The organism is Streptomyces capoamus (genome assembly GCF_014654935.1).
GTDB classification, from domain to species: domain Bacteria; phylum Actinomycetota; class Actinomycetes; order Streptomycetales; family Streptomycetaceae; genus Streptomyces; species Streptomyces capoamus.
Window position 1 is genome coordinate 88611 of sequence record NZ_BNBF01000025.1, and the last position, 11898, is coordinate 100508.

15 protein-coding genes are annotated in these 11898 nt (G+C 72.9%); 4 read left to right on the top strand and 11 right to left on the bottom strand.

What is annotated here, in order from left to right; genetic code table 11:
- From IE312_RS42660 to IE312_RS31195, 5 genes are all read right to left on the bottom strand, one after another.
- Positions 1-1221 (bottom strand): helicase domain-containing protein (locus IE312_RS42660; protein ID WP_502267001.1); only part of this gene is annotated, 1221 nt, incomplete at its 3' end.
- A gap of 50 nt (positions 1222-1271) precedes the next feature.
- Positions 1272-1886 (bottom strand): TetR family transcriptional regulator, encoded by a 615-nt coding sequence (locus tag IE312_RS31180; protein WP_189985609.1) that lies wholly within the window; start codon positions 1884-1886, stop codon positions 1272-1274.
- A gap of 9 nt (positions 1887-1895) precedes the next feature.
- Positions 1896-4121, bottom strand: a complete 2226-nt coding sequence (locus tag IE312_RS31185; protein ID WP_189985610.1) for an aminoglycoside phosphotransferase family protein — start codon at positions 4119-4121, stop codon at positions 1896-1898.
- 189 nt (positions 4122-4310) lie between these two features.
- Positions 4311-5060 carry an HAD family hydrolase gene (locus IE312_RS31190; RefSeq protein ID WP_229900644.1) on the bottom strand — a complete coding sequence of 250 codons (750 nt, stop codon included), beginning with the start codon at positions 5058-5060 and terminating at the stop codon, positions 4311-4313.
- On the bottom strand, positions 5060-5953 hold the full coding sequence (locus IE312_RS31195) for a GntR family transcriptional regulator (protein ID WP_229900645.1): 894 nt from the start codon (positions 5951-5953) through the stop codon (positions 5060-5062). The genes IE312_RS31190 and IE312_RS31195 overlap by 1 nt, the downstream gene beginning before the upstream one ends.
- A gap of 130 nt (positions 5954-6083) precedes the next feature.
- Between IE312_RS31195 and IE312_RS31200 the strand changes: the two genes are divergently transcribed.
- Entirely contained in the window at positions 6084-6272 is a 189-nt protein-coding gene (locus tag IE312_RS31200; RefSeq protein WP_189985612.1) for a hypothetical protein, read from the top strand.
- On the opposite strand, the gene IE312_RS31205 is transcribed toward IE312_RS31200, so the two are convergent.
- Together IE312_RS31205 and IE312_RS31210 are read right to left on the bottom strand one after the other, a co-directional pair.
- Positions 6267-7175, bottom strand: coding sequence for a winged helix-turn-helix domain-containing protein (locus IE312_RS31205; protein ID WP_189985613.1), 909 nt, complete (start codon positions 7173-7175; stop codon positions 6267-6269). The two genes, IE312_RS31200 and IE312_RS31205, sit on opposite strands and share 6 nt — an antisense overlap.
- A gap of 345 nt (positions 7176-7520) precedes the next feature.
- Positions 7521-8123: an RsiG family protein gene (locus IE312_RS31210; RefSeq protein ID WP_189985614.1), complete on the bottom strand. Its 603-nt coding sequence runs from the start codon at positions 8121-8123 to the stop codon at positions 7521-7523.
- 159 nt (positions 8124-8282) lie between these two features.
- Here IE312_RS31210 and dtd point away from each other — a divergent pair, with 159 nt between their 5' ends.
- Positions 8283-8708: a D-aminoacyl-tRNA deacylase gene (gene dtd, locus IE312_RS31215; protein WP_053710136.1), complete on the top strand. Its 426-nt coding sequence runs from the start codon at positions 8283-8285 to the stop codon at positions 8706-8708.
- On the opposite strand, the gene IE312_RS31220 is transcribed toward dtd, so the two are convergent.
- Together IE312_RS31220 and IE312_RS31225 are read right to left on the bottom strand one after the other, a co-directional pair.
- Positions 8705-8905, bottom strand: a complete 201-nt coding sequence (locus tag IE312_RS31220) for a DUF397 domain-containing protein (RefSeq protein WP_189985615.1) — start codon at positions 8903-8905, stop codon at positions 8705-8707. The two genes, dtd and IE312_RS31220, sit on opposite strands and share 4 nt — an antisense overlap.
- A complete protein-coding gene (locus IE312_RS31225; protein ID WP_189985632.1) occupies positions 8887-9729 on the bottom strand; it encodes a helix-turn-helix domain-containing protein in 843 nt (280 codons plus the stop codon). The genes IE312_RS31220 and IE312_RS31225 overlap by 19 nt, the downstream gene beginning before the upstream one ends.
- 166 nt (positions 9730-9895) lie before the next feature.
- Between IE312_RS31225 and IE312_RS31230 the strand changes: the two genes are divergently transcribed.
- Together IE312_RS31230 and IE312_RS31235 are read left to right on the top strand one after the other, a co-directional pair.
- A complete protein-coding gene (locus IE312_RS31230; RefSeq protein WP_189985616.1) occupies positions 9896-10282 on the top strand; it encodes a hypothetical protein in 387 nt (128 codons plus the stop codon).
- A complete protein-coding gene (locus tag IE312_RS31235) occupies positions 10279-10566 on the top strand; it encodes a hypothetical protein (protein ID WP_189985636.1) in 288 nt (95 codons plus the stop codon). The genes IE312_RS31230 and IE312_RS31235 overlap by 4 nt, the downstream gene beginning before the upstream one ends.
- Positions 10567-10650: 84 nt before the next feature.
- Here the strand turns inward: IE312_RS31235 and IE312_RS31240 are convergent, their stop codons facing one another.
- Together IE312_RS31240 and IE312_RS31245 are read right to left on the bottom strand one after the other, a co-directional pair.
- On the bottom strand, positions 10651-10938 hold the full coding sequence (locus tag IE312_RS31240; RefSeq protein ID WP_004986406.1) for a DUF1416 domain-containing protein: 288 nt from the start codon (positions 10936-10938) through the stop codon (positions 10651-10653).
- 28 nt (positions 10939-10966) lie between these two features.
- On the bottom strand, positions 10967-11812 hold the full coding sequence (locus IE312_RS31245; RefSeq protein WP_189985617.1) for a sulfurtransferase: 846 nt from the start codon (positions 11810-11812) through the stop codon (positions 10967-10969).
- Positions 11813-11898: the final 86 nt, after the last annotated feature.

The window sequence follows — 11898 nt, forward strand, 5'->3', positions numbered from 1 at the left end:
GGGGTCGGTGAGGAGTGCGGCGAGGACCTCCTCCGGGCGGACCTTCGGCCACACCGCGTCGAGCTGTGCGGTCAGCGGCCGGCAGCGTTCGATCCGGCGCGCCCAGGAGGCGGGCAGCACCCCGGAGCGCCGCTCGGCGCGGTCCCGCAGCCGCCGTACCACCCGGGTGCGCACCCGCTCCCGTCCGACGGCGTACGGCGGCTCCTCGGCGCGCACCTCCGCGACGATGGCGGCGAGTTCGCGGGCGGGCACCCGCCAGCGGTAGGAGCCGTCCGGTACGGCGAGGTCGCCGACGCCTTCGGTGTCCACGCGCGCGTACAGCGCCCGGCGCAGCACCTCCGCCATGCGCGGGTCGTGTTTGACCGTCGCGGTCCGCACCGGGTCGGTGCCGGTGGCCGGGTGCCGGGCGATCTCGTCCAGCAGCGTGGACTGGCGGACGCCCATCTCGCCGAGGGAGGGCAGCACCTCGGCGATGTAGGCGAGGAAGGTCCGGTTCGGGCCGAGGATCAGCAGACCGGAGCGCCGCAGCCGCTTGGGGTGGGTGTAGAGCAGGTAGGCGGCCCGGTGCAGGCCGACGGCGGTCTTGCCGGTGCCGGGGGCGCCCTGCACGCACACGGAGTCGGTGAGGGCGGCCCGTACGAGGTCGTCCTGCTCCGGCTGGATGGTGGCGACGATGTCCCGCATGGGTCCGACGCGGGGCCGTTCGATCTCGCGGGCCACGATGTCGCTGGTCCGGGATTCGCCCCGGGTCAGGTGCTCGTCCTCCAGGCCGGTGAGGTCGGCGGAGTCGCCCCGGCTGCCGGGCGCCCAGCCGAACCGGCGCCGGACCGCCACGCCCTGCGGGTCGCGGGCGCTCGCCTGGTAGAAGGCGCGGGAGACGGGGGCCCGCCAGTCGACGACGAGCGGTGGGGCGGCCGGGTGCTCGGTGATCCGCATCCGGCCGACGTGGTAGCTCTGGCCGCCGTGGCCGGGGTCGCCGTCGGCGAAGTCGAGCCGGCCGAAGAACAGCGGGCCCGGCGGGAGTTCGCGCAGGGCCTTGGCCTGGCTGCGCAGCCGGAAGCCGAGGACTTCGGCGTCGGCTCCGGAGGCGGAGACGTCCTCGCCGGTGACGACCTGTACGGCGGCGTCCTCGACCATGGCGGCGAGGGCCGTGCGGCAGGTGTCGTGGTGGGCGCGCTCGGTGTGCAGGGTGTCGGTGAGGGCGGGGTCGGCTGACGTCATGCCGTCAGCGTACGGCACGAATGTAACCGAGTTAAGTTTTTAACCGAGTATCAAGAAGAGGTCCGGAGTTCCGGCAGTCCCTCCGCCAGCCGCCGGAACGCCCGCTCGGCCGCCCGTACCGCCTCAGGCGCCACGGCCTCCACCGGCTCGCCCGCCGCGATCCGCCGCCAGTTCTCCTGGGCGAGGATCCGCCGGACGGCGATGATCTGCCCGGCGGCCAGCCGCGCCTCCAGACCGCCCCCGAGCGCCTCGGCGAGCGCCGCCTCGGACCGCTCGACGTGCACGTACGCCCGCGCCACCAGGGCCGGGGTGCCGTAGAGCAGCCGGTGGAAGGAGAGCACCTCGGGGTGGTCGTTCAGGCCGGTGACCGGGTCGCGCCGGTCCAGGCCGGCGAGGAAGTTGCGGCGCAGCGCGTCCACCGGGTCGGCCGCCCCCGCCACCACCCGCGCGGCCTCCGTCTCGTGGTCCGCGATGCGGTGCAGGACCAGGTCCTCCTTGGCCGGGAAGTACCGGAAGAGGGTCGGCTTGGAGATCCCGGCCGCCGCCGCCACCTCGGCCACGGACACCGCGTCGAAGCCCCGCTCCAGGAACAGGCGCACGGCGGTGTCCGACACGTCCTGGTACATCCGCTGCTTCTTGCGCTCGCGCAGGCCCATCTCACCCATGGGGCGAGCCTACGCAGCCCCGCCGTCCCCCGGCCCGGAGCGGGTGCCCGGCAGGGGCGGCCAGACCGGGGCGCTGCCCGGGCCGGTGCCGGCGTGGCGCCGGGCGGACAGGCCCAGCGAGGCGGTGGCGGCGGCCAGGGTCATGGCGTACGACTCCACCGCGCGCCGCACGTTGGGCGCGTCCAGGCCGGCCCCCGTGACCAGGCGGTCGAGGTCGACGTAGGCGGAGCGGACCAGCTCGGTCCAGCGGTACACCCGCCAGTCCCGCTGCCAGCCCTCGGTGAACCGCGGGGCGAGCCGGGCCTCCCAGCGGCGGAACATGCGGTCCCGGATCTCCGGGCGGGTCGGGGTGAGGTGCATGTGCCGGACCAGGTCGTACAGCGGGTCGCCGATCAGCGCCATCTCCCAGTCGATCAGGGTGAGCGGCGGGCCGTCGTCGCGGCGCACCAGGTTCCAGGGGTTGAGGTCGCCGTGCAGCAGGGCCGGGTCGCGGGGGGTGACGTGGTGCCGGGCGAGGATCTCGCGCAGCCGGGGCGCGTCGGGCAGGCCGAGGAGGCGGGCCAGCCGCCGGGACTCCGCGGGCAGGCCGGCGACCAGGGCCACCAGCTGGTCGCTCAGCCGGTCGTAGAAGCCGGGCGGGCCGTCGGGCGGGCCGAGCGGGGCGTGGTCGACCCCGGTGAGCGCGGCCAGCTGGTCGACCAGGCAGTCGGCCTCGTGCGGCCGGAGCCCGTCGACCGGGTGCTCGGGGCGGCGGCCGAGGTCGGCGGCGCCCTCGTAGGTGTGGATGGTGAAGCGGTCCCCGCGGTAGTGCAGGCCGGGGCCGGTGGCGTGACTCTCGCCCAGCGCCAGCACCCGGGGTGCGGCCACCCGGACGCCCGACCGCTCGATGGCCCGCAGGACGGCGTGCTCGCTCAGGAAGCCGGTCTCGCGCCGCAGGACGACGGTCGCCTCGCGGCGCAGGACCACCGGGAACGGGGTGCCGGGGACCCGGAGCACGGTGTTCAGGTGCGCGGCCCCCTTGAACACCCGGCCGGCCGGGGCGGCGCCCTCCAGGAGCAGCGCCTCGGCGACGGCGGTGCGGGGGAAGCGGGGGTGCTCGGGGACGCGCGGGTCCGGGCGCCAGCCGATGATCCGCCGGCGCGGGCCGGCCGAGGCCCCGCGCCGGAACAGGATCCGTTCGATCTCGTCCGGCCCCGGCACCCGGCCCAGCCGCAGCGGCCGGGCGGCGGCGCGCAGGGCGGCGCGCACGGTGTCCGTGGCCTGCCGCAGGCGCTCCGGGCCGAAGGACTCCTCCAGCGAGCGCGCGGCCCGGATCACGTCGGCGTAGAGCGACTGGGCGTGTTCGAAGGCGAGGTAGTGGCCGAGGTCCCGGTGCAGGCCGGCGGTGGCGGCGGGGCGCACCCGCTGGACGGCCTCGGCCCAGGCGTCGACGACCTCGCGGCGCTGGTGCTCGGGGTAGCGCATGCGCACCAGGTGGACGGCGAGGTCGTGCAGCGGGTCGCCGTACCCGGCCAGTTCCCAGCCCAGGCAGTGCGGCGGCCCGTCACCGGCGGCCGGCAGGACCAGGTTGCCGCGGTGCAGGTCGCCGTGGAGCAGTCCGTACGGCCGCCGGGTCATCGCCGGGACGCGGTCGGCGAACCGTGCGAGGGCGTCCTCGGGCACGCCGAGGGCGGTGAACAGGCCGCCGTAGCGGTGCCGGTTGGGGCGCCGGATCTGCTGGTCGGCGAGGTGGGCGAGGGTGCGCAGGAAGCCCTGGGAGTCGGTGTGGTCGCGGGGCCGGTGGGCGGGCAGGGGCGGCAGGGCGCCGCCGCGCACCTGGACGATGGCGGCGAGCAGTTCCGCCAGGTCCTTCAGCAGGGGGCCGGCGACCGGTTTGCCGGGGCCGCAGACGTCGGCCAGGACGGCGCCGTCCACATGGCTGTGGACGGCGTACCCGGGGCCTTCGGCCAGGCATTCCGGTACCTGCGGGAGCACCCTGCGCACCGCCCGCAGGATCTCCGTCTCGCCGGCCCAGGTGCGGATCGCCACCGGCACCGCGTCCGGGCGCGGCACCCGCACGACGACCAGGGTGCCGGGCTCGCGGCCCAGCAGTCCGGCCGGCGGTTCGGTCAGCGGCACGACGTGGTCGCGGTGGTGGTGCCCCTCGCTCCATCGGCCCCCGGCGACGGCACGGGCCACGAACTCCCTGAGGACGGCGTCCGTCCGGACGGCACGGGGGACAGGCGGTGCGCCCACGGGCCGCTCCGGGTGGATCGCGCGAAAAGGACGGGTCGGGAGGCCAGTCGAGCAGCCGCGCGGGTGGTCCGCCACTCGTCTGTGCCGGGCGGCGCCCGAGGACGGCTCGTCGCCGCTCCCTGCGCACGGGGTCGCGCACGCGGAACGGGATGCGCGTGCGGCCGAGGGATGACTCGGACGAGCGGAATGCTAGCCGACCGGACGCGGCCTCCGGAGCAGCCGCAGCAGCGGTTCCAGGGAGCGTACGACGTGTCGGGCGCCGGCCGCGCGCAGGTGTTTCTCCTTGTCCTCGCCCCGCGCGTAGCCGAGGAAGGGCACGCCGGCCTCGCGGGCGGCCGTCAGGTCCGCGAGGGAGTCTCCGATCATCAGTGCGGCGGCGGGCGCGGCGCCCATCGCGCTCAGGGCCCGGTTCAGGCAGTGCGGGTCCGGTTTGAGGTGGTGCAGCTGGTCGGTACGGCCGTACAGGTGAGGGGCGAAGCAGCCGGCGATGCCCCGGGATTCGAGGTAGCTGCGGGCCGCGCGGGGCGAGTTGTTGGTGGTGACGGCCAGGCGGGCGCCGACAGCGGTCCAGGTGCGGATGAGCGGGTCGGCGTAGGCGGTGGGCAGCGCGGAGGAGGCGGCCCGCAGCTCCTCCTGGGTGAGCCGCTCCTCCAGGCCGGCGACGAGGTCGCTGCCCGGCCGCCGGCGGCCCACGGCGCGCAGCACGACCTGGGGGTCGAGCGTGTCCCGTTCGGCGTCGCTGAGCAGCCCGCGCAGACCCTGCCGCTCCAGCCAGGCCACCAGGTCGGCGGCCACCCGCTCGGCCCGGTGCCGGGCGAAGAGCCGGCAGATCGGGCCGTCGAAGTCCCACAGCACGAACCGGGCAGGTGTGATCAGTTCCCGAAGCTTTTCGTTCTCGCCGGCATCAGATGTCGCAGCAGAAGTCGCATCAGAGGTCACTAGGAGAGTGTCAGGTCCGTCGTGATGGTTTCCCAGAGGGCGTCGAACCACATCTGCGACTGCTCCACGAACGCCGCGTCCCGCTGCCCGGCCCGCTTCTCGAAGGAGAAGAGCAGGGACTCGGAGCCCAGGGTGTCGTACATCTCCAGCGTCCGGCCGCTCTCGGTGGGCTCCGCCCGGCGCGTGATCATGTAGTACGCGTACAGCGCCTCCACGCCGTTGAGCAGGTACAGCTTGGCCGGCGGGGTGAACGGCAGGGCCCGGAAGGTGACGTGGACGTCGATGTCGTGGGTACCGCGCAGCGCCTGGAGGTTGTACTGGAGCACCTGCCCCTGAGCGTTGCGCATCGCCAGCCAGCGCCGGTGCACGGCGTCGTCACCGCTGTCGGCGTCGACCGAGACGGGGAAGGCGAGATTGATGTCCCGGGACGGCAGCAGGATGCGGACGTCGATCCGCTCGGGCCGCAGCCGGCCGTCGTGGATCAGGCGCAGCGGCTCGCCGAGGGCCGGGATGAGGCTCTGGGCGGTCAGGCAGACGGCGTCGATCCGCACGTGCGGCACGGAGAAGGCCTGGGTCAGCCGGGGGGCGAGGGCCACCATGGTGGGCTGCGGCTCCTCGCGCCCGGGGGCCGGCTCGGCGACCCGGGGCGGGCTGCCCTTGCTGACGTTGCTGAGCAGGCCGTCCTCCTGCAGCTCCCGCAGGGCCTGGCGTACGGTGCCCCGCTCCACGCCGAACTCCTCGGCCAGCTCGGCCTGGGTGGGCAGCCGCTCGCCGGCGCGCAGGTCACCGGTCCGGATGCGCCGGCGCAGGACGTCGGCGATCTGCTGCGGGGTGAACCGTCTGCTGCCGTTCACTGCCACGGGCTCTGCCACGTTCTCCTGGGTCACGACCAAACGCTACAACCCTGATCCATCTACCGGGAGTTGTCGAAAAGTTGTTTGTTGATATTGGCCAAGTGGGGACAACCTAAGCAAAGTTGGTTGCCAACTTCCTCAAGTTGGCAGACCGAAAGGGGGAACGTCCATGCCTGTCCTCGCGCTCCTCTCCGCCCTCTTCGTCGTCGGCTCCGAACAGCTGGTCGAGTGGAGGTTCGGAACAGCCGGCATCGTCGGGCTGCTCCTGCTGACCGTCGGCATCAAGGCCCGGAACCCGGCCGTCAGCTCCGCCGGCGCGGTCCTGCTGGCGGTGCTCCTGGCCGGCCCCGCGCTATAGCGCCAGCACCAGGTCCGAACTGATCGTCCCCCACAGCGCGTCGAACCACAGGCGCGACTGCTCGACGAACGCCGCGTCCCGCTGCCCGGCCCGCCCGTCGAAGGCGAACAGCATGGACCGGGTGCCGTCGGCGTCGTACAGCTCCACGTGCTCCTGCCCTATCTCCCGTTCCCGGCGGCCCAGCGTGTAGTACGCGAACAGCGCCTCGGAGCCGTTGAGCAGGTACAGCTTCACCGGCGGGGTGAAGGGCAGCGCCCGGAAGGAGACGTGGACGTCGATGCCGTGCGTGGTGCGCAGCGCCAGCAGGTTCTGCCGCAGCACCAGGCCCTGGGCGTTGCGCTGGGACAGCCAGCGCCGGTGCAGCAGTCCGCCGTCGTCGGCGTCCACCGGCGTCGGGAAGGCCAGGTCGATGTCCCGGCTGGGCAGCAGCAGCCGGACGTCGATCTTGGCCGGTTCCAGCCGTCCGGCGTGGATCTGCCGCAAGGGCTCGCCGACCGCCAGGGTGAGCGAGACGGAGGTCAGGCACAGCGCGTCGATGCGCACGTGCGGGGCGGCGAAGGCGTCGGCGATGCGCGGGGCGAGCCCCACCATGGTGGGCTGCGGCGGCGCCGCGGGTCCCGCCGGGGGTCGCGCGGGCCCCGGTACGGCGGCCACGGTGGCGGGGCTGCCCTTGGAAACGTCGGCGAGGAGGTGCTCCGACTGCAGGATGCGCAAGGCCTGCCGCACCGCGCCGCGTTCGACACCGAACTCGCGGGCCAGCTCGGCCTGGGTGGGCATGCGCTCGCCCGGCCGCAGCACACCGGACCTGATCCGGCTGCGCAGTTCGTCGGCGATCTCGCGGTGGGACGAACGGTGCCGCTGGGGCTTCGTCCGCCCACGGGCGGAGGCGTGCTCCGGGTCCACGAAGAAACCCTACAACTTCCCGCCAACTTACGGCAGTTCTCCAGCGGCTGGTTATAAGCCGCATCCCGGCGGAGATAAGTAGAGAGAAGTTGGCAGCCAACTTGCCGACATGGTCGGAGCTTCCCAGTGGTTGGCCGGCCGGGTTCCCCTCCGGAGGGGAGCCGGGAGCCCGGACAGGGGGCGGCCGCCGGAGCGCACAGCCACAACTGAACAGCGACATCTGAATACCGACATCGCACAGCCACAACTGAACAGCATGCTACGGATGCACAGCACACGGAAGGGAACCACCCGGCGCCGCCTCGGAAGAGGCGGCGCTCTCTCGCGTGTCCGGGCCCTTGCCCGTCATATCAGCAGATCGTCCACCTGCGCCTCGCCCTCCCGGTACCGGCGCGCGATCTCCCCGCTGCAGTCGTCCGCGGTCCGCTGCAACCGCTGGCGGCACCGCGAGACCTGCTGCTCGTAGCGCACCAACCGGCCCATGGCCGCGCTCAGTTCCAGATCCGTCCGGGCCGTCAGGTCCGACAGCTCCACCTCGCCGAGCATCTCGGCGGCCAGCCGCCGGTATTCCTCGTTGTGCGGGGTGCCGAGCGTGACGTGGCGCGCGGAGGAGCGCTGCCGGGCCGGGGCGTCCTGGAGGATCTCCGGGAGCCGGTCGACCACGGAGCCGTCCGCGGGCGCCGGCACCGACGCCCGCCCGCGCCGGCCCAGTTCCGCCCGCAGGATGTCGATCCGCCCCTGCAGCAGCCGCCGCACGTAGCTGAGGTCCGCCTCGTCCCGCTGGGCGTCGCGGCGCAGCGCGCGCAGCTCGGGCAGGCTCAGCCGGGCCAGGTCGTGCTCGGGAGGCTCGGCGGGCGGAGCCGGATCCGCCGGGCCGTCGGCGCGCTGCGCGGGCGGCCGGTACGTCCCCTGCGTCCCCAGCCGCCCGCTGGTACTCGGTGTGCTCATCTGCTTGTGACCGTCCCCTCGACCGGCGTGTGCAAGCATCGTGCCACCCCAACCGGCCCCAATGTGACCGAGCACCCCCGAACGGACCTAGATCGGAAGTAACAGATCCATAGTGGACCCCGTGCGGGCCGGTGCGGGACACCGGGCATGATGGTCCGCATGCGTGCGGTGGTGCAGAGGGTGGACGGCGCGAGCGTCGTCGTGGACGGCGAGACGGTGGGCGCGATCGAGGGCGAGGGCCTGTGCGTCCTCGTCGGGGTCACCCACGAGGACACCAAGGAGAAGGCGGCCCAGCTGGCCCGCAAGCTCTGGACGGTCCGCATGCTGCACGACGAGAAGTCCTGCAGCGACACCGCCGCCCCGCTCCTCGTGATCAGCCAGTTCACGCTCTACGGCGACGCCCGCAAGGGCCGCCGCCCCACCTGGAACGCGGCGGCCCCCGGCGACGTCGCCGAACCCCTGGTCGACGAGGTCGTGGCCCAGCTGCGCGCCCTGGGCGCGACGGTGGCGACGGGCCGCTTCGGCGCGCAGATGAGGGTGTCACTGACGAACGACGGGCCGTTCACGGTGCTGCTGGAGATCTAGGCGCCGCGCTTGACTCCGTCCACGAACGCGGTCCAGGCGTCCGCGCGGAAGACGAGAGTGCCCCGGGCGGGGTCCTTGCTGTCCCGGACGGGGACGAGGGAGGGGGCGGTGTCGGCGACTTCCACGCAATTGCCGCCGTCCGAGTTGCTGTAGCTGCTCTTGCGCCACGTCACGTTGCTCAGGTCGATGGCTCGCACGGCACTTCCTCCAACATCCGCAGGATGAACTTGTGCGACTCGGCCGGGGAGAGGGCCAGGTCGCGCACCGCATCATATGTGCGGTGGAAACGCTCAACCTTGCTGAGTTCCTCGACCAGTTCACCTTGTACGTCGTTCTCGACGTAGGCCACGGTACGGCCGTCGGGCAGCCTTAGGAACATGACGTCGGTGCTGTCGAGGCCGTGCAGCCCGCAACCGAACGGCAGCACGTGCAGGGTGATGTTCGGCTGTGCCGCAGCCTCCGTCAAGCGCTCCAGTTGGCCCCTCCACTGGCGTGGATCACGCAGCGAGTTCCGCAACACCGCCTCGGCGAGAAGGATGCGGAACGGTGGCGGGTCGTCCCCCTCCAGTACCTTCCGCCGTCCCGTGCGCGCCTCGACCTGCTGGTCCAACTCCTCGCCCCTGAGGCCGCCCGCGGCGAGCGCCTCGCGCGCGTACCCGGCCGTCTGAAGCAGCCCGGGTGGCCTGCTCACGGAGTACTGCCACAGGCTCACCGCCTCGGCCTCCAACAGCATGTAGCGCCGATACGGCTCCTTGAACTGCGTCGGGTCCGCCACCGCCAACTCCCACAGCGTGACCAGCAGGCCCGGCGTCCCGTAGAACTGGTCCAGTGCCTGGACGACTTCCGGTCCGCCCAGTGTCTGGCCGTTCTCCATCTTGCTGAACAGGGACGAGTCCCAGCCCACCTGTTTCGCGAGCTCCCGCAGGCTCAGCTTCCGCTCCGTCCTCAGCCCCCGTAGCTCCTCGGCGAATCGCTCCCTCGGTTCCTGGCTCCGTCCTGTCACCATCGATCGCTGCGGCATCGCGCTCCTGTTGAACTTGTTGAATTTGGCAGGCCCGGCGTTGAATGTGGGCCGCTCAACGGCCCGGACGCCCTCGTCGTGCGCCATGCTCCTGAACACCACCCGCACACGCAGCGTAGCCGCGGCATCGCCCTGCGCACGCGCGTTACGGAAAGGAGCTGCCCGCATGACCCACGAGCCGGGACACCTGCTCTACGACCCCGCCACCGACAAGGTCGGCGAGTACCGGGACAAAGCCGGTCCCTACGTCATACTGCGACCGGTCGGCGGCGGAGTGGAGTGGCAGGCCGATCCCGCCAGGGTGCGGCCCGCCACGGAGCAGGAGCGGCTCGGGGCGAGCGTGCGGGCCGTCAACCACCGTTCCAGGGGCCTGCCGTCGCTGCCGCCGCCGCTGGACGAGGCGAGCCGGCCGCCGTGGCCCGTCCCGGGCTGTGCGGCCTGCCTCGAACTGGCGGAGCGGCGGGAGGCGGCGCGGGCGGCGTACGACCGCAGTGCCGAGACCGACGCGAACGTGCTGCTGCGTCAGCACCAGCGGACGGAGCACCGCGCATGACGGCCGCGCAGGACCCGGCGTCCCCGGCGGAGGAACCCCTGTGGCTGGGCTACGCGCTGCCGCCGTTCCATCCCGCGTACGCGCTCGGGCCGCGCGGCACGCCCGACGTGCCCGCCGCCGATCGCGCACCTGTGCCCGGCGGCCCCGGTCATCCGCCCAGCCCCCGCCCCCGCCGCCGGCGCCGGCTGCCCGACGGCGCGGCCGTGAGCGGCCTGCTCGCCGCCCTCTGCGTGGCTTCGCTCCTCGCGGCGATCGGGCTGACGGCCCTGCGGGCACGGTGCTGACGGGCCGCGGGAGCATGCCGAAGGGCCGCACCCCCACTGGCGTCCAACCCAGGGGATGCGGCCCTCAGCCGTCACAGAGTCCGCTCAGACCGCGATGGCGACCTCCGCCAGACCGCCCTGCTGGGCGACGACCGTACGGTCCGCCGTCCCGCCGGGCACCAGCGCGCGCACCGTCCAGGTGCCCTCGGCCGCGTAGAACCGGAACTGGCCGGTCGCGGAGGTGGGGACCTCCGCGGTGAACTCGCCGGTCGAGTCGAGCAGACGGACGTAGCCCGTCACCGGCTCGCCGTCGCGGGTCACCTGACCCTGGATCGTGGTCTCGCCGGGCTTGATCGTCGAGGCGTCAGGGCCGCCGGCCTTCGCTCCGCACATGCTGTCTCTCCTGAAGAAAGGGGGTGTCTTACTTGCCGCTGCCGAGCTCGATCGGCACGCCGACGAGGGATCCGTACTCGGTCCAGGAGCCGTCGTAGTTCTTGACGTTCTCCACGCCGAGCAGCTCGTGCAGCGCGAACCAGGTCAGGGCCGAGCGCTCACCGATGCGGCAGTAGGCGATCGTGTCCTTGGCGAGGTCGACGCTCTCCGCGGCGTAGAGCTCCTTCAGCTCCTCGTCCGACTTGAAGGTGCCGTCGTCGTTGGCGTTCTTCGACCACGGGATGTTCTTCGCGGACGGCACGTGGCCCGGGCGCTGCGACTGCTCCTGCGGCAGGTGGGCCGGGGCGAGCAGCTTGCCGGAGAACTCGTCGGGGGAACGGACGTCGACCAGGTTCTGCGAGCCGATGGCCTCGACCACGTCGTCGCGGAAGGCGCGGATCGACGTGTCCTGCGGCTTGGCCTTGTAGTCGGTCTTCGGGCGCTCCGGCACCTCGTCGCCGGCGACCAGCTCGCGGGCGTCCAGCTCCCACTTCTTGCGGCCGCCGTCGAGGAGCTTGACGCTGTCGTGGCCGTACAGCTTGAAGTACCAGTAGGCGTACGACGCGAACCAGTTGTTGTTGCCGCCGTAGAGGACCACCGTGTGGTCGTTGGCGATGCCCTTCTCCGACAGGAGCTTCTCGAAGCCCTCCTGGTCGATGAAGTCGCGGCGGACCGGGTCCTGGAGGTCCTTGGTCCAGTCGATGCGGATCGCGTTCTTGATGTGGTTCTTCTCGTAGGCGGACGTGTCCTCGTCCACCTCGACGATGGCGATGGTCGGGTCGTCCAGGTGCTCCTGGAGCCAATCGGCGTCGACCAGGACGTCGCTGCGGCTCATGCTCTTTCTCCTCCGGGGCAGTCGCGGCGGGGCGTGCGTGTGGCGAGGGGGCGCGCGCTCAGGGCTCGAGCGGCGCACGGATGCCC